The sequence below is a fragment of the Lebetimonas sp. JS138 genome (assembly GCF_000523335.1).
Taxonomy (GTDB): domain Bacteria; phylum Campylobacterota; class Campylobacteria; order Campylobacterales; family Nautiliaceae; genus Lebetimonas.
In genome coordinates this window covers 235,818-256,885 of record NZ_ATHT01000001.1, presented here as the reverse complement: position 1 = coordinate 256,885, position 21,068 = coordinate 235,818, and the positions used below count along the sequence as shown (strand labels likewise).

Below are 21,068 nucleotides of genomic sequence, written 5' to 3'. Positions count from 1 at the left end.
ATAGGATGAAAACAAAATATATTTTTTCAATGGGTGAAATTAAAAGAAAAGATAATTCAATTGCTTTTAGAAATGAAAAGGGGTGGAAATATATTCCTGTTGAGGCGGTAAGGGAAATATATTTTATGAATGAAGTAAGTCTTAATTCAAAATTTTTGGATTTTTGCAGTAGGGCTGGGATAGTTTTGCATTTTTTTAATTATTTTGGAAATTACAGTGGGAGTTTTTATCCAAAAGAAAAGTATATTAGTGGAAATTTGACTATTAAACAGGTTAAAGCATATGAAAATGAAAGATTAATTATTGCAAAAGCGATTGTTTTAGGGATTAGTGAAAATATATATGAAGTTTTGTATCACTATTTCAGGCACGGTAAAAATGAACTTCAAGAATTTTTGAGATATTTAAGAGAGAATATTCCAAGGTTTATTGAAAAAGTGGATAATATCAATAAACTTTTATTTATCGAAGGAAATATATGGGCTGGGTTTTATGATAGTTTCAAATATTTTTTGCCTGAGGAATTTTTGTTTAATAAAAGGGTTAAAAGACCGCCTGATAATCCTATGAATGCTTTGATTTCTTTTGGCAATACCCTGCTTTATACTAAAACAGTAAGTGCAATTTATAAGACACATTTAGACCAGTCTATTAGCTTTCTGCATACTCCGAGTGAAAGCAGGTTTAGTCTGAGCCTTGATTTAAGCGAAGCATTTAAGCCCGTGATTGTTTTTAGAAGTATTTTTGATTTGGTAAACAGAAAAAAACTGAGAGTTGAAAAACATTTTGATAAAAAATTTAATTATGCCCTTTTAAATGAAGAAGGCAAAAAAATTTTTATAAGTGCTTTTGAGGAAAGACTAAATGAAAAATTTAAACATAAAACACTTAAAAGAATGGTGAGTTACAACAGTGCTATTAAGCTTGATGGGTACAAACTTATTAAATTTTTAATTCAAAATAAACCATTTAAACCTTTTAGCTTGAAGGAAAAGAGATGAAAAAAGATTATAAAGTTAATTATGTTTTTTTGATGTATGATATTGCTGATGAAGAGAGTGAAGCCGGAAAAAGAAGGGTGCATAAGGTTTTTAAAATCTGCAAAAAATATCTAAATCATCATCAAAAATCTGTTTTCAGAGGTGAAATATCGCCGAGTAATTTAATTAAACTTCAAAAAGAACTTAAAAAAGTCATAGATGAAGAACTTGATTTTATAACTTTAATAAAACTTAAAAATAAAGAGAGCTTTTTAGAAGATACAATTGGTAAAAAAGAGAATAATCTTTTTATCTGATTTCCAACCTTTTTTTCTTGACAATATTCTCAAATATCGATAAAATCGTAATTAGAAAAAGATTTTTGAAAATTTAATTTTTTTTTGAATTTGGTTGGAAAAACCCCAATTTTCGGGATATTACTTTTCAAAAAGCCCGAAATTTGATGTATTAAACCGATACAATTGGAGTATTGAAATCTATTTACACCTGTTGCATACCCAGTTGGCTTTATATTAAACCGATACAATTGGAGTATTGAAATTAGAAATAGACCCAACTACAAGGAATGTTAATTTGATTAAACCGATACAATTGGAGTATTGAAATACGGTTGGATTTGTAAGTGGATATGCTCCATAGCTATATTAAACCGATACAATTGGAGTATTGAAATGAATAAAAGTTAACTATTAAACCGATACAATTGGAGTATTGAAATATCTAATCTCCCAATATCTTCATCATAAATTTACTTATTAAACCGATACAATTGGAGTATTGAAATTTTTTAGCAGATAACCTTCGATTATTTTCATTAAATATTAAACCGATACAATTGGAGTATTGAAATAAAGATATAGACCCAACTACAAGGAATGATGGTTCATTAAACCGATACAATTGGAGTATTGAAATATTTTAAGGGAGTTAGGGTATGAATAGAGTTAAAGTATTAAACCGATACAATTGGAGTATTGAAATTTTTTTTCAAATTCATCAACTAAACCTTCAGCTTCATTAAACCGATACAATTGGAGTATTGAAATGATACGAAGAAGAAAAAAATAAACAAAAGGAAGAAATCCAATTAAACCGATACAATTGGAGTATTGAAATATATTAATTTTTAGATAATATGCTACTTTTTCACTTATTTATTAAACCGATACAATTGGAGTATTGAAATATACTTAAACTTATTCGCATACCCATTCGCTTTTATAATTAAACCGATACAATTGGAGTATTGAAATAAAGATGCAAATTGTTGTTTCTTGGATAACCGTAGATTAAACCGATACAATTGGAGTATTGAAATTAGAAATAATCTTCCCAATCAAGTGGGTTAGAAGGACAATTAAACCGATACAATTGGAGTATTGAAATATTACTGTTTTTGCTTGCAGTGAGTTAAATCCTGCTTTATTAAACCGATACAATTGGAGTATTGAAATTTGAAAAAATAGCATTACGCATTCTATCGGAAGAATATTAAACCGATACAATTGGAGTATTGAAATAACTTTATTCCTATAAAAAGTATAGCACTATATTATATTAAACCGATACAATTGGAGTATTGAAATTTTTTAATTTTTAAAACAATCAAAGGAACATCTATATTAAACCGATACAATTGGAGTATTGAAATCATACGAAGAAGAAAAAAATAAACAAAAGGAAGAATTAAGATTAAACCGATACAATTGGAGTATTGAAATTTCATTGTTTACTTCATTTCTTGCATAAAATCATAAAATTAAACCGATACAATTGGAGTATTGAAATATTTTTGCTTTGTCTTTCCATATCGCCTGCCATATTTATTAAACCGATACAATTGGAGTATTGAAATAATTTAAAAAAAGGAAGTTTATTGTGTATAGAAACATTAAACCGATACAATTGGAGTATTGAAATTTTTTTAACAATTAGTGAATTTAAGTTTTTGCAATTATTAAACCGATACAATTGGAGTATTGAAATATGATCCAATAGATTACTTGAATCATATTGAAGAAATTAAACCGATACAATTGGAGTATTGAAATATTATTCAAAAGGAAGTTTATTGTGTATAGAAACATTAAACCGATACAATTGGAGTATTGAAATATCAATTCAAAATAGCATTACGCATTCTATCGGAAAACATTAAACCGATACAATTGGAGTATTGAAATATTTTATTATTATCTGTTATTTCTTCTAAATTTTCGTATTAAACCGATACAATTGGAGTATTGAAATCGCTTTCATACTTTCAAAAAGTTTTGCCCTTTTATAGCATTAAACCGATACAATTGGAGTATTGAAATTAATCCCCAAAATTACTTGAATGTTATTGTAGTCGTATTAAACCGATACAATTGGAGTATTGAAATTTTAAAATTATTGATTAACTTAAGAACTATATAATCATATTAAACCGATACAATTGGAGTATTGAAATAGTGAACATTTAGTATCCAAAAACGGATATATGTGATTTTTATGCAAATTTAAATATGGGATTTGGTCGTGGGATAGTTCCAAAAGCGGAAATGAGGACTACACCGTTGCATCCTCACTGCAGATGTATTTATGCCCCGTATTACGGCAAAGTTACAGGCAAAAGGAAAAGCTGGAAACAAACCGTGCAGGATACAATGAATGAGTTTGACGAAAGAGAGCAGAGAGAAATACTCGGCACTTACGATATGCTGAACAGGTTTAAGCAGGGCGAAGATATTGAAAAGATTTTTAATACTATCAGACCGAAGTATCCGATAAGGAAATATGCGGATTTATTTAGCAATAGGAAATATAATTTTGAAAAAAGAAGAGAATTGGAAATTGAAAATAAAATTTTAAAAAGAGTGGAATTAATAAAAAATGTTAAAAAAGATTTTTATAAATTATGGATGAGTAAAGAGAAATTTAAAAATCATATAGTAAAAAGAAAAAATTTAGGACATATTACAAATGAAGAAGATTATATTTTGAAAACGTTAGATTGTATAATTGAAGCGGATACATATATTTTAGCAATTCATAAGAACAGTTGGGATAATTTGTGCTATAATAAAAAAGATAATTGGGTTGTTGTTTTTAATGAAAATGGTGAAATTATGACAAGTTATAAAATTAAGCCTGATGAGAAAAGTTTTGAAGAATTACATAAAGAAGTAGGCGGAGAAATTAGAAAAGGAAAAATAAATGAAAAAATTAAAAGAGCTTTTAAAAAGTTACAAGATAGATATAAAAACTTGGGAGAGTGATTTTGGAGAAGGACATCTATTTTTAGCTGATAGAGAGGCATTAATTCCTTTTGAAAACAAAAAAGAAGTTATAGAACTTGATAAAAAAGCATTAAAGATTATAGAAAAAGATAAAAGTCAAGGGAGTGATAAACTATTTTTAAAGAAATTGAAAGGAATTATTTTAAATAATCTTAACAAAAGAATAGCAGAAACCGCTTAAGTTTCCTTAAAACTGTCTTCCACTTCACTTGCAATAATCGCAAAATCTGCCGGGTCAATAGTGTTTAAATCGTTGCTTATTATTTGCATTGCTTTAAGTTTAAAATAAGTCGGAGAATTTACAAGTTCTTTCATTTCTTGTAATACCGTTATTTCTTTTTGCGTGTCGATTATGCTGAAAGTTTTAGGGTATGTTATTGTTATATCGTTATTTATTTCTAAATACTTGCAAACTATATCAAAAGCTCTGTTTTCAAGGTCGTTAAGTCTTAAAGCAAAATTAGATAAACTTGCGTTAAGCCCTTGGAATTTAATGTCAAGAAAAAGTAAAATCCTGATCCCCTTATTATGTGAAGTATTGAAATTGTAAAAGAGGCATTTAAAGATTGAAAGAACAAATGTTACTTTATAAAAATCTTATCATAGGTGTTGTATTAACAACATTCTAATTCGCAAACACTTAATGCAGCAAGTGCAGCTTCATCTTCGGCATCTTCAAACAGCTCTTCAAGATAAAATTTCTTAGAACATACAAAATATAAAACATCCTCTTTTTGTAAATTTTTATTTTCAGGTTTAAAATATGCTTCCGGAATTTGCGGAATATATTTTTCCCAGTATGCATTCATCATATTCGGCTGTTTTGTGATTCTTAACATGTGTCCGATAACATTGCATGCATTAGTAAAGCAATCTATATTGGCAAAGCTGGTATATCTTTCATCTATTCTCGGTTTTTTATCCATTTTCAATCCTTTTTTACACTTATTATCCAATAAATTCAGTATAATTATATATACAAAAAAAGAAATATTTTTGATAAATTGCGAAAAAAAAGGATAAAATTGGAACATGTTTCAGTAATTACTCTGCAATATGTTTTATTAATGTTAGAAAAACATTATAAAATAGACATCAATTTTTTATTAAAAGCTGTGGGAATTGATCGGAAGATTTTTACAAAGGAACATTCATATATAAAAAGCTCTAAATTGCGTTTTCTTTTTCAAAAGGCTTCACAACTTTGTGATGACCCTTTTTTAGCGCTTCATCTTGGAGAAGCTTCTTCCCCACAATCTTTAGGACTGCTTGGATATATGCTCAGCAATACCGCAACCGTAAGTGAAATGCTTGAAAAACTTTGTTATTATTCACATTTAGTAGGTAAAAACCTTGAGTTTATTCTTACAGAAACTAAAAAAGGTTACAAACTGGCCATTCATCTTTATAATAATCCTTTAGTTGCTTTAAACCGGTATCAAAGTGAAATTCATCTTGCTGCCGTAATTAGCCTTATAAGACAACTTTCGGCAGTGAATATTGAACCGGAATATGCCTATTTTCAACATAATGAGATAGAAGAACCGGAAGAGTATCATCGGCTTTTTGGAAAAAAGTTAATATTTAATGCCTATGAAAATGCCCTTGTGTTTTCAAAAGAGAAGCTTTGTGTTGAGCTGCAAACTCCAAATGAAGGGATGGTAAAATATTTTGAACAGCAGGCAAAGAAAATAATTGAAGACCTTTACGATAACTCTTGGCATACACGGACTGAAAAACAGATTCTGATACATATTGGAAATAATGGGATAAGTATAGAGTTTATAGCTAAAAAGTTATCAGTTTCTGTTAGAACTCTGCAAAATAATCTTAAAAAAGAAGGGTACTCTTATACAAAACTTCTTGAATCGGTGCGCAAAAAACTTGCTTTGCATTACCTGCACAATTTTAGTCTTGATATTGCCACAATCGCTCTGTACCTGGGTTATACGGAGATTAGTGTTTTTTCAAGGGCATTCAAAAAATGGTTTAATATGTCACCAAATCACTATCGGGCACAAATTCCGTATAATCTTGGACATGCTGCCGTGGAGACAGATTAAGAAGAGGTTTGGTTAACAGTTAAACTTTTTTATACTTCTCTTTAAAAAAATGAGTATATTAAAAAAGTAAACTTCTTATCCTGTTTATTTAATTTCATTTGACTACCTTTTAATTTTTCTCTATAATTTATAAAAATTAAAAAAAGGTTTTTAAGTGAAAATAGCTGTAGTTGAAGATGATATAAATATGAGAAAATCTCTCTCACTTGCACTTAAATCCGAAGGATATGAAGTCGTTGAATTTAGAAATGCTATTGACGCACTTAAAAAATTGAATGATTCAACAGATTTGATTATTTCTGATATTACAATGCCTAAAATGGATGGTATTGACTTTGCAAAAGAATTAAACGGTAAATATGAAGTAATTTTAATTACGGGAAACGCCACGTTAAACAGGGCGATTGAGGCATTAAGGCTCGGGGTTAAGGATTTTTTGACAAAGCCTTTTGAAATCGAGGATTTAATTGCTGCGATTGAGAGAAATCAAAAAGTTGTAACTAAAACAAAGGGTAAAAAAGCTGCGGTTAAACCTTCCTTTATTGCCGAAGATGAAAAAACAAAAGAAGTTTTAAATATATCTAAAAAAGTGGCGCCTACAATGGCCAGTGTAATGCTTCTTGGTGAAAGCGGGGTCGGAAAAGAGGAATTTGCTAAATTTATTCACGAAAACAGCGGCAGGAGCGGTAAATTTATTGCAATTAATATGAGTGCAATTCCTGAAAATTTAATAGAAAGTGAGCTTTTCGGATACGAAAAAGGGGCTTTTACAGATGCTACCGCTTCAAAACCGGGACTTTTTGAACTGGCCCAGGGCGGGACACTTTTTTTAGATGAAATAGCTGAAATGCCTTTTAATCTTCAGGCAAAACTCCTTAGGGTGCTTCAGGAAAAAGAAATAAACAGGCTTGGAAGCACAAAACCGACTAAAATTGATGTAAGAATAATAAGTGCTACAAATCAAAATATTGATGAAATGATAAAAAACAATAAATTCAGGGAAGATTTATATTACAGGCTTGCTACAATTCCTGTCAAAATCCCACCGCTTAGAGAGAGAAAAAAAGATATAATTCCAATTGCAAAAGATATACTTAAAAAAACAATTAATGAATACGGTTTGGAAGAAAAAAATTTGAGCGATGAGGCAAAAGAAGCTCTTTTGAATTATGAATTCAGAGGAAATATAAGGGAGCTTATCAATATAATTGAAAGAGCGGCAATTTTAAGCGAAAAAGTTATAAAAAAAGAAAATTTATTTTTATTATAAGGAGAATTAATGTTTAACGTAGCAGTAGTAGGAGCGACAGGAGCGGTAGGAGAAGAGCTTTTAAGGGCTATAGAAGAATATGAAATACCTGTAAAAAAGCTTGTTCCCCTTGCAAGTGCAAGAAGTGTTGGAAAAGAAGTTGAATTTAAAGGTGATGTATTAAAAGTAAAAGAATTAACCTGTGATGTATTCAAAGAAGAAGAAATAGACATTGCTTTTTTTTCTGCGGGAGGGAGTGTGAGTGCAAAATTTGCACCGTGTGCAGCCGAAGCGGGGGCTGTTGTAATAGACAATACCAGTTATTTCAGGATGAATCCGGATGTTCCTTTGGTTGTACCTGAGGTGAATTCCGGGGATATTGCATTATGGAAAAAAACAGGAATTATCGCCAATCCAAACTGTTCGACTATTCAAATGGTGATTTCTCTTGCACCGTTGCATAAAGAATTTAATATAAACAGGGTGGATGTGGCCACTTATCAGGCTGTAAGCGGTGCCGGTAAAAAAGGTATGGAAGAGCTGCTAGAGCAGATGAGGGCGGTTTTTAATTTCAAATTGGATAAAAAAGTGGAAGAAAGGGAAGTTTTTCAATATCAGATTGCACTTAATGTAATTCCCCATATAGATAAATTTATGGATAACGGTTTTACGAAAGAAGAGATGAAAATGGTAAATGAAACCAATAAAATATTGCATTCTGATATTAAAGTGGCTGCAACCTGCGTGAGGGTTCCGGTTCTTAGAAGCCACAGTGAAGCTATTAGTATTTATTGTGAAAAAGAAGTGTCTGTTGAAAAGGCAAGGGAAGTTTTGGCAAATTTTGAAGATGTAAAGGTAATAGACAATCCCGAAAAAAATGAATATCCTATGCCTGTAATTGCTACGGATACCGATTATGTGTATGTGGGAAGAATCAGAAAAGATTTATATGATGATAATATTCTTCATTTCTTTAATGTTGCAGATCAGTTAAGGGTTGGTGCTGCAACAAACGCCGTGAGAATTGCAAAAAAATGGATAGAAATGGAGAAATAATGGAAAAAAGAAATTTAATTGAAGCAGTTTTTGAAAGTACCCTCTGGAACAGTCGGATAATAGTAATACTGGCGGTAATTTTCGGAATGTTCGGTGCAATAGCTTTATTTGCGGTTGCAAGTTACGATGTCTGGAATATGGTGGTTGTGACTTATAAATTCTTTTTTGCGCATTATCATCCCCAAAATTTCCATTCACTGCTTATAGGAGGGCTTATAGGTGCTGTTGATTTGTATTTGATTGCGGTGGTGATGCTTTTATTTTCTTTTGGCCTATATGAGCTTTTTATTTCCAAAATTGATGATGCGGAAGGAAGTGAAACAGGAAGTAAAATTCTTGCAATTCACAGTTTAGATGAGCTTAAAGACAAACTCGGAAAAGTTGTCGTAATGGTGTTGATTGTAAGCTTTTTTAAAAAAGTAATTCATATGAATTTTTCAACACCCCTTGAAATGCTTTATCTTGCCGGCAGTATTTTAGCGTTAGCCCTTGCACTTTATTATATGCATAAAGGAGCTCATTAAAAAAATGTATAATGAAAAATGTATAATGAAAAATGGAAGTGAAATATGAAATACATATTTGGTCCTGTGGCCTCCCGCCGTTTTGGTATGAGCCTTGGAATTGATTTAAGCCCTGATAAAAAAAGATGTAATTTTGACTGCATATACTGTGAATTATCTCCGGCTAAACCGGTTAATAATTATGACAATCCTCCAAAAGTAGATGATATTTTTAATGAAGTAAAAGATGCAGTACAAAAATACCAGTTTGATGTATTGACTGTTACAAGTAACGGTGAACCCACTCTTTATCCTTATTTAGATGAACTTATCGGTAAATTAAAAACATTAAATAAAAAACTTTTAATTTTAAGTAATTCTTCCACCATTATGAAAAAAGAAACTCAAAATTCCTTAAAAAAACTTGATATTGTAAAACTTTCCCTTGATGCCGTAAGCCCAAATATTTTCAAAAAAATTGACAGACCAGCCAAAGGTATCGATATTCAAGAGATTATAAAAGGAATTATTGAATTTAGGAAAATTTACAAAAGTGAACTGATTATAGAAATTTTGGTGGTAAAAGGTATAAATGACAAAGATGAGGAATTTAAAAAATTAAACAAAGTTTTGGCGAATATTAAGCCGGATAGGGTAGATATATCCACAATAGACAGACCCCCTGCTTATAATGTTGAGGGTGTAAGTATAGAGAAACTTTTTGAACTTGCAGAAAATATTAAAAATCAAAATATTTTTATTCCAACAAGAGATAAAATTAATTATAAAATAGAAAATCTGACAAAAGAAGAACTTATTGAAACACTTAAAAAAAGACCTTTTAGTGAAAGTGATGTAAAAAATATTTTGGATGAGCATACTTTAAAAATTTTTAATGATTTGATTAAAGAAAATATGCTTGAAGAAATTTGGGTTGGCGGAGTAAAATTTTATAAGGCGTATGTATGAAAGAATTTTTTAATGTTTTTAAAATCCTTTTTGCAGTGGATGTGGGGATTATTGTTTTTTGTTTTTTGGAAAATAATTTGCTTTGGCTGTATAATACCCAGATTGCCTTTTTTTCGACTTCACTTATAATTTTAGGAAGTTTTCTCGGTTATGCCGGAATGGTTAAGCATAATCTTCAAAACGGCAATGTAGGAGAGGATATTTTAAAAAAATATGAAGACCCGCATAATATGGACGATGAAGAAGAGATTGAAGTTAAAAAATATAAAAAAAACAGATTAAAATGGTATGAGGCAATTTTACTTAATTTTAAAGGCGGAATGAATATCATCAGGATTTTAGGATATGTTTTTTTGGTTGCAGGATTTTTATATTTAAGCAAATCAAACAGATTTGATGTATTAAGTTTTCTTTTTGGCTTAAGTGTCGTACCTGCAGTAACATTTGCTTACCTGATTTTTTATAAAAAAAAATTTAATAATTAATCTGTACTGATTAAAAAAATTATTTTTAAAATAACTTTAAAGATAAAAATATGACAGCTCAATGCTTCATTTTGCTAAAGCACCACTTAAATTTTGCTAAAAATTGCAAACGCAAGCGCCCTGACGGGTTGAATGCAATTTTTTAAACGCAAAATTTTCACTAAATTCCGCAACGCTGTCATTTTTTTACTTTTTCGTTATATTTTTTTAGTTAATGCCAATTAATCTTTGTAGTAACAAAACTGAAATGGGCACAGAAAAACGTAAAATAGCTAATAAATGTGGTGATTCCTACAAAAATAGGAATTACTAATAAACTTATATTTGGATTTAATGCAATTGTAGGAAAAATATAAAATAAATAAGCAAATGAAAGAATTGAATAAATTATTAAAATACTTACAGACCAGATAAGATAAATTATAAAATATCTGAAATTGAATGTTCTTATCCAAAATCTAAAATCTACTAAAGAACTTATTATGGAAATAAAAGAGCCTTTAAAATCACTTTTATTCAAAGCTTCCCCTATTTTACCGAGAAAAATATAACTGAAAAAAAGTAAATAAATTAAATAAATTCCAAGCATAATCTGAGCAATGAAAGAAGCATTTTCAAGATTTATTAAAAATGAGTGCGGATCTGCCATTAGATACATGCTCCCGCTGAATTGTAAAATTATTACAAATAAAAAAGCCCAAAAAGAAATAATGATAAAATTACCTGTTAAAATTCCGATTGCGGTAGGGATAAAATGGAATAAAAAACTGCTTATCGGCTGAATTTTTAAATTATGGAAATATTCGTCTGTATTTTTTGTGTTGTTTACAAGATAAATTAAAAAACCGCCTATACTTAAATATATTATTTTTTCTAAAATAAATCCGATAATACTGATTACGGGATATGCTTCAATGAGCGTAAAAATTGATACAATCAAAATAACAAATAATAATTTTTGCCACTGCGCAAATGTTATAAAGGTATATTTGAAAACTTCTTTCATTTCTTTCCTTTTTGTTAGAATTCTATCAAAAAAGGAATATTTTGTGTGCAATATTTGGGATAATAGGCAGTTATGATTTAAAAAAAGTAAAGAAAGCCCTTGATTTGATGATTCACAGAGGCAGGGATTTTCAAAATATTGTTGAATTCAGAAGCGGTGTTTTCGGATTTAACCGTTTGGCAATTGAAAATGTAAATATCAATATGCAGCCTTTAAAAGTAGAAAACAGGATTTTTGTATTTAACGGCGAAATTTATAATTATAAAAATTTAATAAAAAAATATAATTTAAATGTAAAAACTGAAATAGAAGTAATTGCAAAGCTTTGGGAAAAATTTGGAGTGGATTTTGTGAAAAAAATTGAGGGTATGTTTGCAATTGCAGTTTATGACAAAAAGCTTTTTTTATTTAGAGACGAATTTGGTAAAAAGCCTCTTTATTTTACAAAAACAGGTATTTTTGCAAGTGAAATTAAAGCAATATTGCCTTTTACAGGGAAGAAATTAAATTTTAATGCATTGGCTGAGTATCTTGCATACAATTCTTCCATCGCTCCCAATACAATATATCAGGAAATTTATAAACTTCCGGCGGGTTGTTATTATGACGGAGAAATAAAAATATGGTACGACTTTGAAAGAGTGGAAAATGAGCCTTGCTCATCTGGCTGCTTGAAAAGCGGCCACGATGGAAAATGGAAAAAGGAAAATGTTTGTACAGAAGTTGAAAAATTGCTTATTAAAAGCATAAAAAAAAGGCTTCAGGGGGATGTTGAAATTGGTTCGCTTCTCAGCGGAGGGGTGGACAGCAGTCTTATCGGGGCAATTACTTCTAAATTCCAAAAGCTTAAAACTTTTTCCGTCGGTTATGATGGATATGATAATTATGATGAAAGAAATTATGCAAAAATTGCGGCAAAGCATATTAATTCAGAGCATTTTGAAGTGAATTTTACTAAAAATAATTTTTTTGAAAATTTTGAAAAAACTCTTTTTTATATGGACGAGCCGATTGCTGACAGTAGTTTTTTTGCCGCAAGGTTTCTTGCAAAACATATCCCGCTAAAAGTTGTTTTAAGCGGTGAGGGGAGTGACGAGCTGTTTTTGGGCTACAGAAGATATAAAGAATATGAAGGTTTTTTAAACGCATATCTGCCCAATAAAAAATGGCTTAAAAAATATCTTGAGAGGCATTATGAAGATATAAAAGAGTGGGAGGTTTTCAGGCGGTTTTTTGCTGGTGTTGATGTGTTTAGGGGGATAAACGAAACTTTTTTTCAAAGGCAGATAAACAGGGTCTTGAAAGTCAGGGCAAAAGAGGTTGATTATAAACGGTTTTTAAAAGGGTGGGGCAGTTTTGATTTTACCTATTTTGATTTGAAAGTATGGATTGGAGAAGTTTTACTAAATAAACTTGATAAAATGTTTATGAGTAATACTATAGAGACAAGAAGCCCTTTTTTAGACAGGGACTTGGTGAATTTTGTGTTTTCTTTAGAAGAAAATGTAAGAGGAAGTGAAAAATGGATTATAAAAGAAATAGCCCAAAAATATCTGCCCGGAGAAATTGTTAACAGAAGAAAAAAGGGATTTGCTTTTCCTTTTCTGGAGTGGTTAAAAGAAGAAAACGAACTGAAAAAAATTGTTGATATAAATAGAAAAAATAAAATTTTTAACGAAGAATATTTAAAAGAAATTATAAAAACAGGCCATAAGAGATATAAACAGCATTTATGGAGTTTATATCTTTTCAGCAGATGGTATGAAAAGGAGTTTTTATGAAATAATTTCTTTCATTTTAATAATGGCTTCTTTTAATCCCATAAAAATGGAATTGGCAATAATGCTGTGACCTATATTCAGTTCGGTTATTTCGGGAATATCTGCAATTTCTTTTACATTCTGATAATTAAGTCCGTGCCCTGCGGCCACTTCCAAATCCAAATCTTTTGCTAATTTTGAAGCGTCTTTTATTAAATCAAGTTCAAGGTCTAATTCTTTTTTTAGTGTAATTCTATCCATTTGTTCAAAAACTTTATTAGGTGTATGATTTAAGTTGCTAAAAAGCGCCAAATGTAAATTTGCATATCTTCCTGTGTGAAATTCTATCATTTGGGCATTTAAATTTTTTGCTTTTTTAATCTGTTCAAAATCCGGGTCTATAAAAAGGGAAACTTCAATATCATTTTTATGTAATTTTTCTATGGCATTAATTATTCTTTTTTCATTTTTAAACAGATCAAGTCCGCCTTCCGTTGTAACCTCTTCTCTTTTTTCAGGCACTATTGTCGCTCTGTGGGGTTTTAAAGAGCATATTATATCTATAATTTCTTCATTAATACTGCATTCCATATTAACCGGTAAAAAACTGCTTTCAATTATTCTTTTAGCATCAAAATCGTTAATATGGCGCCTGTCTTCCCTTAAATGGGTTGTAACCTGGTCGGCTCCCGCTTCTTTTAAAATTTCAAGAGCCATTAGTGGGTCCGGTTCGTTTATTTTTCTGGCTTCTCTTAATGTTGCAATATGGTCTATGTTTACTCCGAGTTTCATTTTATTCCTTTTTTGTTATAATTTTATCAAAAAGGAAAGATATGAAGTATTTTATCGGAACAGACCATGCGGGATTTGAGATAAAACCCTTTGTAATAGAGTATCTGCAAAAAAAAGGAATAGATGTAGAGGATTTGGGGTGTTATTCAAAAGAAAGTGTGGATTATCCTGATTATGCACATAAAGTAGCCGAAGCGGTTTTGGCTAATCCCGGAACAAGAGGAATACTTATCTGCGGCAGCGGAATTGGAATGAGTCTGGCTGCAAATAAACATAAAGGTATTAGAGCCGCTCTTTGTCACGATTATTATACGGCTGAAATGGCAAGACGCCATAATGATGCCAATATTTTATGTTTCGGTGCCAGGATTGTAGGTTTGGGTGTAGTGGAATCTATTCTCGAAGCTTGGCTGACCCATGAATTTGAAGGTGGAAGACACGAAAGAAGGGTTAAAAAAATTGATATTTAACTGGATTTTTTTATCAATTACAATTTTAGTAATTTTGTTTTTAATATTTAAAATGTTTTATTATAAACATTTGTGGGAAAAAACTAATGAAAACGAAAAATTATTGGAAGAAAATCTTGCAGAAGCGGAATTACTGATAAAAAAATATCAGATTCAGCTTCAAAGGGCCCTTGGAAATCTGTCTTTGCTTGAAGATGAAATTAATAAGTTAAAAAGTGATTTAAAAGCTGTAAAAAACAGAAATTCCCAATACAGAATAGAAAATGAGCAGCTTAAGAAAAAGATTAAAGACCTTGAAAATAAAATTGAAGCACTTTTATGATTTTTTTTTGGGTCTGAAAGCACTTTTACTTTCAATATAATCTCCTCCGATTAAATCAACGGCATACGGAATTGCCGCCCATACCGCTTCTAAATTTTCTTTTATGGCCTTAGAGCTTCCAGGAAGATTTAAAATAAATGTGTTTTTGACAACCCCTGCAGTTCCCCTGGCCAAAATTGAAGTCGGTACATATTTTAACGAATGCATTCTCATAAGTTCCCCAAATCCCGGCAGTTCTTTTTCTATTACTTCTTTTGTTGCTTCCGGTGTTACGTCCCTTGGTGCGGGTCCCGTGCCTCCTGTTGTTAAAATTAAAGAGCATTTAAGTGAAATTAATTCTTTTAAAGTGTTAACAATTTCATTAAACTCGTCGGGAATCAGTCTGTAAATAATTTCAAATTCATTTTGTATATTTTCATTTAAAAATTTTTCTATTTCTTTTCCGCTTTTGTCTTCATATATTCCGGCACTTGCCCTGTCGCTCATTGTAACAATTCCAACTTTTAGCATAAAAAAACCTTTTTGCTAAATTATATCAAAAGAAGATTAAATTATTTAACGAAAAAGAAAAAAATGACAGCGTTGTATAATTTAACGAAAATTTTGCGTTAAAAAAATTGCATTTAACCCGTAAGAGCTGCGTAGCTGTTTGCAATTTTTAGCAAAATTTGAGTGGTGCGTTAGCGAAATGAAACATTGAGCTGTTATTTTTTTCTTTGAAGTTATTTTTAATTTATCTTTATGGGTTTTAAAAGAAGGAGGAAAAATTATTCGGCGTAGTAATCGATTCCTTCTTTTTCTTTTAGCATATTAATTAGGTGGTTTTTATATCCTTCTACCCATTTGTCTATATTGTCAACTTTAATTCTTGCAACGCCGGTTTCGAGTGCCGCTCTTGCAACTGCTACAGATTCGTCAACAAATACCCTTCTGTCAAACGGTTTAGGCAGGATATAACTTTTACTAAATTTCAAATCAGCTCCGTTATATGCATCTTTTACATATTGAGGAACCGGTTTTTGAGCTAGATTGGCCAAAGCATGACAGGCTGCAATTTTCATTTCCATATTTACCGCTTTTGCGTGTGTATCAAGCGCACCCCTGAATATGTACGGGAATCCCAAAACATTGTTTATTTGATTCGGATAATCGCTTCTTCCTGTTCCTATGATTAAATCGTCTCTTACTTCAAGGGCAAGTTCAGGTTTGATTTCAGGGTCTGGATTTGCCATAACAAAAAGCATGGCGTTTGGATTTAGAGTTTTTACCATATCTTGAGTGATACAGTTTGCAACTGAGTTTCCAACTATTACATCAGCACCTTTCATTGCATCTGCAAGAGTTTCAATATCTTCATCTACTGCCCAAGGTTGTTTGTATTTATTTAAATCAGTTCTTTTTGTTGTAATAGCACCTTTTGAATCTGTTACTACAATATTTTTAATTCCGAGAGCTTTATACATTTCAGCAGCGGCAAGTCCGGCGGCACCTGCACCTATAATTACTACTCTGAGCTCTTCTAATTTTTTGCCTGTAAGTTTTGCTCCGTTAATTATAGCTGCACCTGAAATGATTGCTGTTCCGTGTTGGTCATCGTGAAAGATTGGAATATCGCATTTTTCCTGAAGTTTTTTTTCTATATCAAAACATTTCGGCGCTTTAATGTCTTCAAGGTTTATTCCTCCGAATGTCGGCGCCATTGCCCAGCTAACATTTACAATTTCGTCAATGTCGTGAACCTGAAGTTCTATATCGAATGCGTCAACAAAAGCAAATTTTTTAAATAATACTGATTTCCCTTCCATTACAGGTTTGCCTGCAACCGGTTTTAATGTTCCAAGTCCTAAAACCGCAGTAGAATCAGAAATTACCGCTACAAGGTTTGCTTTATTGGTATATTCGTATGCCAGGTTTTCATCTTTATCTATTTCAAGACAAGGAATTGCAACTCCCGGGGTATATGCGATTGAAAGGTCTTTTGAATCTTTAACAGGTTTTGTAACTTCTATTGCAATTTTACCAGGGACCGGTTTTGCGTGGTATTCTAAGGCTTCCTCTCTTGTAAAAGTTGGTCTATTTGCCATTTAATCTCCTTTTTTTGTACAATTATAGTTAAAAGTTACTATTCTTTACAACTATATATACTTTTTTATAAGATAATGTTACAAAAGGAAGCAGTATGATAATAGATACACATACACATTTGGATAATGAAAAATTTATAAATGATATTGATGAAGTAATAAAAAGAGCAGAAAAAAACGGGGTTAAAAAATTTATAATTCCGGCGGCAGATCCTAAAGATTTACCAAGGGCAATAAAACTTTCTGAAAAATATGATGAAATATATTTTGCCGTCGGGGTACATCCTGTTGATATAGATAAATATGAAGAAAAACTGCTGCTTGAACATATAAATCATCCAAAATGCGTTGCGGTGGGGGAAATAGGGCTTGATTATTATTGGGTAAAAGATGAACAGCAGCGTCTAAAACAAAGAGAAATGTTTCAGGCACAAATTGATATTGCAAAGGAATATGACAAACCTATAATTGTTCATGTAAGAGATGCAACAAGTGATACCCAAGAGATTATTGAAAACAACCCTGATATAAAAGGGGTTTTTCACTGTTTTAACGCGGCTGAGCAGCTTTTAAGATTTTCTGATAGATTTTATTACGGTATAGGCGGGGTTATTACATTTAAAAATGCTAAAAAACTTGTAAATGTGTTTCCTAAAATCCCAAAAGAAAAAGTGGTTATAGAAACAGATGCCCCGTATCTCACACCTCATCCTTTCAGGGGCAAAAGAAACGAACCTATGTATACTGTTTATGTAAGGGATAAAATCAGTGAACTCTGGAATCTCAGTCCTGAAGAGGTTGAAAAAATTACAACCAATAATGCTAAAAGGATTTTTAAATTATGAAAAAATTTTTAATTATTATAATAGCCGTTTTTTTGTATGGAGATTTATATACTAATAAAAATATTCAAATATTAAACAGTTTGGATATTGAAAACAGTTTTATAAACAATAAAAAATTAAATTATTTATATAAAATTTATTCAAAAAGGAAAAAAAACTACTTTTTAAATCTTTTGGAAAACGGATATGATTATCTGCCTCTTATAAGAAATCAGATAATATCCTCCAAAATTCCAAAAGAGCTTATTTCTGTCGCATTTGCAGAAAGTTACTTGAATATAGACGCAAAGTCAAATAAAAGAGCCATAGGACTTTGGCAGTTTATGCCCGTTACCGCCAAAAGATTCGGACTCAGAATCAACGAATATGTCGATGAAAGAAAAGATGCTGTAAAATCCACAAAAGCGGCAATTGAATATTTGAAAAATTTGCATAAATTTTTTGGCAAATGGTATCTGGCCGTTATGGCTTATAATGCCGGGGAAGCCAGAATTGTAGAGGCCGTGGTAAGGGCAAAAGTGGATAAACTGTGTAAAAAACTGGGGAAAAAATGTAAAAGAGATAAAACAATTAAAAAATACAGAAAAATAATTAAAAATTATCAAAGACACGGAAGATATGCTTATGCCCCTCTTCATAAACTTTATTTGAAATTAAAAAAAGAGCCTTTAAGTCTGAACGGACTGTTAAAGTATCAAAGAGGTTTAAAAAGGCAGTATCTCCCTAAAGAAACAAGAAAATATATTTTAAAAATCCTGGCAATGTCTTTTTTGTTTAACAGTGATGAATTTATTAAATATTCGAATTCTTATCTTTTAAACAGCGGGGTAACGGCTTCGTGGGAAAAGGTTGAAGTGCCTCCCGGAACAAGCCTTATATATGTAAGCAGACTTTTACATGTTTCTTTAAAAGATTTAAGGGAACATAATTATCATCTGAATTATATTTTTACACCCCCTTATAAATATTATATTTATATTCCTTATGAAAAGCTTGCATATTTTAAGCTGCATTTTAATCCTAAAAAACATTTTTTTGTGTATAAAATAAAAAAAGGGGATACATTAGGTAAAATAGCAAAAAGATTTGATACTAAAATAAGACTTATCAGGGATTTTAATAAAATAGGAAAATTTTTGCATATAGGTCAGAAGCTTGTAATCCCTTTAAATTCCGTGTTTGTCAGTTATAAGGTTAAAAAAGGCGATTCTTTAAGAAAAATTGCCAGAAAATACGGCGTGAGTTTTAATAAAATTAAAAAAATTAACAATTTGAAATCTTCTTTAATAAGAATAGGAGAAGTGTTAAAAATTCCTCAGGAGTTTAAATGAAAAAAACAGTGTTTTTAATAGGGATAATTTTGCTTATTTTTACGGGTTGCAGCGAAAAAGAATATGAAACAGTGGTTTATCCGACACCCGGGGCTAAAAAGGCGACTCAAAAAGCTTATGCCGTAAACGGTAATATTTATATTCCAAAAAAACATGTTCCAATCGGATGGACACAAACGGGGACAGCAAGCTGGTACGGACCTAATTTTCACGGAAAATATACAAGCGACGGTGAAATTTACAATATGTATGAATATAGCGCAGCCCATAAAACACTTCCTATGAACACAATGGTAAAAGTTACAAATTTAAACAACGGCAGAAGTGTAATTGTAAGGATAAACGACAGAGGCCCTTTCGTAAAAGGAAGAATTATAGATTTAAGTTATGCGGCAGCCAAAAAAATCGGAATAGATGCTACAGGAACCGCACCTGTAAGAGTGGAAGTTGTCGGTTTTAAAGGAAAAGATTATGTAAACGGATATATGATTCAAATCGGTGCTTTTCAAAGATATGAGGGAGCTGAAATTACAGCTAAAAAATATAAAAATTTAGGTTATAATACGGTTATTAAAACTATAAACGGTTTAAACAAAGTTTTTATTACCGGATTTGAAAGTTACAACGAAGCCAAAAAATTTAAGCTTCAAAATAATATCAACGGATTTATTGTAGGAGATTAGATGACTGAAATAAAAAGAAAAACAAAAGAGACAAATATAGAAATCAGTGTTAACATAAACGGGAGCGGAAAATCTGAAATTTCCACGGGGATAGGTTTTTTTGACCATATGCTTGAAGCCTTCTCAAAACACAGCGGAATAGATATGAATATTTTCTGCGAAGGTGATATTTTTGTGGATTATCACCACAGTGTCGAAGATGTCGGAATTGTTTTAGGGCAGGCTTTAAATAAAGAAGTTTTTCCGATTAACAATATTGAAAGATTTTCAAATTCCGTGGCAATTCTTGATGAAGCCGCAGTTGAGGTTGCTATGGATATTTCAGGCAGACCTTATTTGGTTTATGAAATGCCAATAGACGGAGCAATAAAAGATTTTGATTTAGAACTTGTGGAAGAATTTTTTAAATCTTTGGTATTTAATTTTAAAATAAGTGCACATATAATTTATAAAAGAGGAACGAATAAACATCATATAGTCGAATCGGCTTTTAAAGCTTTTGCCCTGGCTCTTAGAAGGGCTCTTGAGTTTAGAGAAAGCGGAGTGCCTTCTACAAAAGGGGTTATATAAGTGAGTGGTGAGTTGTGAGTAGTGAGTAGTGAGTTGCCAAAAGCCAAGTTTAAAGTGAAAAATTAAAGGTAAATATATGATTGAATTGATAGTGCTTGATGTTGACGGGACTTTGACGGACGGGAAAATATATTACAGTGAAAGCGGGGATGAAATAAAGTTATTTAATACCAAAGACGGGTTGATGATAAAATCGTGGAACGCTTTGGGTAAAAAAAGTGCGATTATCACCGGCAGGGTTTCTAAAATTGTTGAAAGAAGGGCAAAAGAACTTGATATTACAATCGTAAGGCAGGGTATAAGAAATAAAGCGGATGAGCTTAAAAGAATAACAAATCATTTTGGAATAACATTGGATGAAGTGGCGGTTATAGGTGATGATATGAACGACTTTTCTATGTTAAAGCTTGTAAAAAGAACATTTGCCCCTTATGACGCTTCATCTTTTATTTATGAATATGTAAATTATCCTTTAAATAAAAAAGGCGGAGAAGGAGCCGTTGCGGAAATGATTGAAATTTTGTTAAAAGAAGAAAATTTATATAATAAATTTTTAGAATTATGGCAAAAATAATATTTTTTTTTCTTATATTATTTA

24 protein-coding genes and 1 CRISPR repeat array are annotated in these 21,068 nt (G+C 31.0%); of the genes, 18 read left to right on the top strand and 6 right to left on the bottom strand.

Annotated features, from left to right (window positions below):
* Positions 1-5: 5 nt before the first annotated feature.
* The 4 genes from cas1b to DZ67_RS0101360 all read left to right on the top strand — a co-directional run bounded on the left by cas1b (position 6) and on the right by DZ67_RS0101360 (position 4,463).
* Positions 6-1,001 (top strand): type I-B CRISPR-associated endonuclease Cas1b, encoded by a 996-nt coding sequence (gene cas1b, locus DZ67_RS0101375; protein WP_024786918.1) that lies wholly within the window; start codon positions 6-8, stop codon positions 999-1,001.
* Positions 998-1,297, top strand: coding sequence for a CRISPR-associated endonuclease Cas2 (gene cas2, locus DZ67_RS0101370; RefSeq protein ID WP_024786917.1), 300 nt, complete (start codon positions 998-1,000; stop codon positions 1,295-1,297). The genes cas1b and cas2 overlap by 4 nt, the downstream gene beginning before the upstream one ends.
* Before the next feature lie 391 nt (positions 1,298-1,688).
* Positions 1,689-3,453: a CRISPR direct-repeat array (repeat unit 30 nt; unit sequence ATTAAACCGATACAATTGGAGTATTGAAAT).
* Positions 3,454-3,544: 91 nt separating this feature from the next.
* Positions 3,545-4,261, top strand: coding sequence for a hypothetical protein (locus DZ67_RS0101365; RefSeq protein WP_024790543.1), 717 nt, complete (start codon positions 3,545-3,547; stop codon positions 4,259-4,261).
* Positions 4,200-4,463, top strand: a complete 264-nt coding sequence (locus DZ67_RS0101360) for a hypothetical protein (RefSeq protein WP_024791705.1) — start codon at positions 4,200-4,202, stop codon at positions 4,461-4,463. Before DZ67_RS0101365 ends, DZ67_RS0101360 begins: the two co-directional genes overlap by 62 nt.
* Here the strand turns inward: DZ67_RS0101360 and DZ67_RS10520 are convergent.
* Together DZ67_RS10520 and cowN are read right to left on the bottom strand one after the other, a co-directional pair.
* Positions 4,460-4,597, bottom strand: coding sequence for a hypothetical protein (locus DZ67_RS10520; protein WP_156919558.1), 138 nt, complete (start codon positions 4,595-4,597; stop codon positions 4,460-4,462). The genes DZ67_RS0101360 and DZ67_RS10520 overlap by 4 nt on opposite strands.
* Before the next feature lie 299 nt (positions 4,598-4,896).
* Positions 4,897-5,208: a N(2)-fixation sustaining protein CowN gene (gene cowN, locus DZ67_RS0101350; protein ID WP_024786914.1), complete on the bottom strand. Its 312-nt coding sequence runs from the start codon at positions 5,206-5,208 to the stop codon at positions 4,897-4,899.
* Positions 5,209-5,307: 99 nt separating this feature from the next.
* Here cowN and DZ67_RS0101345 point away from each other — a divergent pair, with 99 nt between their 5' ends.
* The 6 genes from DZ67_RS0101345 to DZ67_RS0101320 all read left to right on the top strand — a co-directional run bounded on the left by DZ67_RS0101345 (position 5,308) and on the right by DZ67_RS0101320 (position 10,607).
* Entirely contained in the window at positions 5,308-6,345 is a 1,038-nt protein-coding gene (locus tag DZ67_RS0101345) for an AraC family transcriptional regulator (protein WP_024786913.1), read from the top strand.
* Between the two features lie 154 nt (positions 6,346-6,499).
* On the top strand, positions 6,500-7,615 hold the full coding sequence (locus DZ67_RS0101340; protein WP_024786912.1) for a sigma-54-dependent transcriptional regulator: 1,116 nt from the start codon (positions 6,500-6,502) through the stop codon (positions 7,613-7,615).
* A gap of 9 nt (positions 7,616-7,624) precedes the next feature.
* Positions 7,625-8,650: an aspartate-semialdehyde dehydrogenase gene (locus tag DZ67_RS0101335; RefSeq protein WP_024786911.1), complete on the top strand. Its 1,026-nt coding sequence runs from the start codon at positions 7,625-7,627 to the stop codon at positions 8,648-8,650.
* Positions 8,650-9,174 (top strand): YqhA family protein, encoded by a 525-nt coding sequence (locus DZ67_RS0101330; RefSeq protein ID WP_024786910.1) that lies wholly within the window; start codon positions 8,650-8,652, stop codon positions 9,172-9,174. Before DZ67_RS0101335 ends, DZ67_RS0101330 begins: the two co-directional genes overlap by 1 nt.
* A 45-nt stretch (positions 9,175-9,219) precedes the next feature.
* Entirely contained in the window at positions 9,220-10,122 is a 903-nt protein-coding gene (locus tag DZ67_RS0101325) for a radical SAM protein (protein ID WP_024786909.1), read from the top strand.
* The gene (locus tag DZ67_RS0101320; protein ID WP_024786908.1) at positions 10,119-10,607 is read left to right on the top strand and encodes a hypothetical protein; all 489 of its coding nucleotides are present in this window, start codon (positions 10,119-10,121) and stop codon (positions 10,605-10,607) included. Before DZ67_RS0101325 ends, DZ67_RS0101320 begins: the two co-directional genes overlap by 4 nt.
* 211 nt (positions 10,608-10,818) lie before the next feature.
* Here DZ67_RS0101320 and DZ67_RS0101315 read toward each other — a convergent pair whose 3' ends face one another.
* Positions 10,819-11,613, bottom strand: coding sequence for a hypothetical protein (locus DZ67_RS0101315; RefSeq protein WP_024786907.1), 795 nt, complete (start codon positions 11,611-11,613; stop codon positions 10,819-10,821).
* 41 nt (positions 11,614-11,654) lie between these two features.
* On the opposite strand from DZ67_RS0101315, the gene asnB reads away from it, so the two are divergent.
* Positions 11,655-13,394, top strand: coding sequence for an asparagine synthase (glutamine-hydrolyzing) (gene asnB / locus DZ67_RS0101310; RefSeq protein ID WP_024786906.1), 1,740 nt, complete (start codon positions 11,655-11,657; stop codon positions 13,392-13,394).
* Here the strand turns inward: asnB and DZ67_RS0101305 are convergent.
* The gene (locus DZ67_RS0101305) at positions 13,389-14,165 is read right to left on the bottom strand and encodes a pyridoxine 5'-phosphate synthase (RefSeq protein ID WP_024786905.1); all 777 of its coding nucleotides are present in this window, start codon (positions 14,163-14,165) and stop codon (positions 13,389-13,391) included. The two genes, asnB and DZ67_RS0101305, sit on opposite strands and share 6 nt — an antisense overlap.
* A gap of 41 nt (positions 14,166-14,206) precedes the next feature.
* Here DZ67_RS0101305 and rpiB point away from each other — a divergent pair, with 41 nt between their 5' ends.
* Positions 14,207-14,635: a ribose 5-phosphate isomerase B gene (gene rpiB / locus DZ67_RS0101300; RefSeq protein WP_024786904.1), complete on the top strand. Its 429-nt coding sequence runs from the start codon at positions 14,207-14,209 to the stop codon at positions 14,633-14,635.
* Positions 14,625-14,957 carry a hypothetical protein gene (locus DZ67_RS0101295; protein ID WP_024786903.1) on the top strand — a complete coding sequence of 111 codons (333 nt, stop codon included), beginning with the start codon at positions 14,625-14,627 and terminating at the stop codon, positions 14,955-14,957. Before rpiB ends, DZ67_RS0101295 begins: the two co-directional genes overlap by 11 nt.
* On the opposite strand, the gene mog is transcribed toward DZ67_RS0101295, so the two are convergent.
* Entirely contained in the window at positions 14,952-15,467 is a 516-nt protein-coding gene (mog, locus tag DZ67_RS0101290) for a molybdopterin adenylyltransferase (protein WP_024786902.1), read from the bottom strand. The genes DZ67_RS0101295 and mog overlap by 6 nt on opposite strands.
* A gap of 257 nt (positions 15,468-15,724) precedes the next feature.
* A complete protein-coding gene (locus tag DZ67_RS0101285; protein WP_024791704.1) occupies positions 15,725-17,041 on the bottom strand; it encodes a malic enzyme-like NAD(P)-binding protein in 1,317 nt (438 codons plus the stop codon).
* Between the two features lie 95 nt (positions 17,042-17,136).
* Between DZ67_RS0101285 and DZ67_RS0101280 the strand changes: the two genes are divergently transcribed.
* The 5 genes from DZ67_RS0101280 to DZ67_RS0101260 all read left to right on the top strand — a co-directional run bounded on the left by DZ67_RS0101280 (position 17,137) and on the right by DZ67_RS0101260 (position 21,044).
* Positions 17,137-17,886, top strand: coding sequence for a TatD family hydrolase (locus DZ67_RS0101280; RefSeq protein WP_024786900.1), 750 nt, complete (start codon positions 17,137-17,139; stop codon positions 17,884-17,886).
* Complete coding sequence (locus DZ67_RS10185) at positions 17,883-19,217, top strand: lytic transglycosylase domain-containing protein (RefSeq protein ID WP_024786899.1); 1,335 nt, start codon at positions 17,883-17,885, stop codon at positions 19,215-19,217. Before DZ67_RS0101280 ends, DZ67_RS10185 begins: the two co-directional genes overlap by 4 nt.
* Positions 19,214-19,900: a septal ring lytic transglycosylase RlpA family protein gene (locus tag DZ67_RS11140; protein WP_024786898.1), complete on the top strand. Its 687-nt coding sequence runs from the start codon at positions 19,214-19,216 to the stop codon at positions 19,898-19,900. Before DZ67_RS10185 ends, DZ67_RS11140 begins: the two co-directional genes overlap by 4 nt.
* Positions 19,901-20,470 carry an imidazoleglycerol-phosphate dehydratase HisB gene (gene hisB / locus DZ67_RS0101265; RefSeq protein WP_024786897.1) on the top strand — a complete coding sequence of 190 codons (570 nt, stop codon included), beginning with the start codon at positions 19,901-19,903 and terminating at the stop codon, positions 20,468-20,470.
* A 76-nt stretch (positions 20,471-20,546) separates the two neighbouring features.
* Entirely contained in the window at positions 20,547-21,044 is a 498-nt protein-coding gene (locus tag DZ67_RS0101260; protein WP_024791703.1) for a KdsC family phosphatase, read from the top strand.
* Positions 21,045-21,068 lie beyond the last annotated feature (24 nt).

What these genes read in the sequence shown, in the direction of transcription:
- cas1b (WP_024786918.1), top strand. Translation starts at nt 6, where the DNA reads ATGAAAACAAAATATATTTTTTCAATGGGTGAAATTAAAAGAAAAGAT.
- DZ67_RS10520 (WP_156919558.1), bottom strand. Translation starts at nt 4,597, where the DNA reads ATGAAAGAACTTGTAAATTCTCCGACTTATTTTAAACTTAAAGCAATG.
- cas2 (WP_024786917.1), top strand. Translation starts at nt 998, where the DNA reads ATGAAAAAAGATTATAAAGTTAATTATGTTTTTTTGATGTATGATATT.
- DZ67_RS0101360 (WP_024791705.1), top strand. Translation starts at nt 4,200, where the DNA reads ATGAAAAAATTAAAAGAGCTTTTAAAAAGTTACAAGATAGATATAAAA.
- DZ67_RS0101260 (WP_024791703.1), top strand. Translation starts at nt 20,547, where the DNA reads ATGATTGAATTGATAGTGCTTGATGTTGACGGGACTTTGACGGACGGG.
- DZ67_RS0101280 (WP_024786900.1), top strand. Translation starts at nt 17,137, where the DNA reads ATGATAATAGATACACATACACATTTGGATAATGAAAAATTTATAAAT.
- DZ67_RS0101330 (WP_024786910.1), top strand. Translation starts at nt 8,650, where the DNA reads ATGGAAAAAAGAAATTTAATTGAAGCAGTTTTTGAAAGTACCCTCTGG.
- DZ67_RS0101335 (WP_024786911.1), top strand. Translation starts at nt 7,625, where the DNA reads ATGTTTAACGTAGCAGTAGTAGGAGCGACAGGAGCGGTAGGAGAAGAG.
- mog (WP_024786902.1), bottom strand. Translation starts at nt 15,467, where the DNA reads ATGCTAAAAGTTGGAATTGTTACAATGAGCGACAGGGCAAGTGCCGGA.
- rpiB (WP_024786904.1), top strand. Translation starts at nt 14,207, where the DNA reads ATGAAGTATTTTATCGGAACAGACCATGCGGGATTTGAGATAAAACCC.
- cowN (WP_024786914.1), bottom strand. Translation starts at nt 5,208, where the DNA reads ATGGATAAAAAACCGAGAATAGATGAAAGATATACCAGCTTTGCCAAT.
- DZ67_RS0101285 (WP_024791704.1), bottom strand. Translation starts at nt 17,041, where the DNA reads ATGGCAAATAGACCAACTTTTACAAGAGAGGAAGCCTTAGAATACCAC.
- DZ67_RS0101325 (WP_024786909.1), top strand. Translation starts at nt 9,220, where the DNA reads ATGAAATACATATTTGGTCCTGTGGCCTCCCGCCGTTTTGGTATGAGC.
- hisB (WP_024786897.1), top strand. Translation starts at nt 19,901, where the DNA reads ATGACTGAAATAAAAAGAAAAACAAAAGAGACAAATATAGAAATCAGT.
- DZ67_RS0101320 (WP_024786908.1), top strand. Translation starts at nt 10,119, where the DNA reads ATGAAAGAATTTTTTAATGTTTTTAAAATCCTTTTTGCAGTGGATGTG.
- DZ67_RS11140 (WP_024786898.1), top strand. Translation starts at nt 19,214, where the DNA reads ATGAAAAAAACAGTGTTTTTAATAGGGATAATTTTGCTTATTTTTACG.
- DZ67_RS0101315 (WP_024786907.1), bottom strand. Translation starts at nt 11,613, where the DNA reads ATGAAAGAAGTTTTCAAATATACCTTTATAACATTTGCGCAGTGGCAA.
- DZ67_RS0101305 (WP_024786905.1), bottom strand. Translation starts at nt 14,165, where the DNA reads ATGAAACTCGGAGTAAACATAGACCATATTGCAACATTAAGAGAAGCC.
- DZ67_RS10185 (WP_024786899.1), top strand. Translation starts at nt 17,883, where the DNA reads ATGAAAAAATTTTTAATTATTATAATAGCCGTTTTTTTGTATGGAGAT.
- DZ67_RS0101365 (WP_024790543.1), top strand. Translation starts at nt 3,545, where the DNA reads ATGAGGACTACACCGTTGCATCCTCACTGCAGATGTATTTATGCCCCG.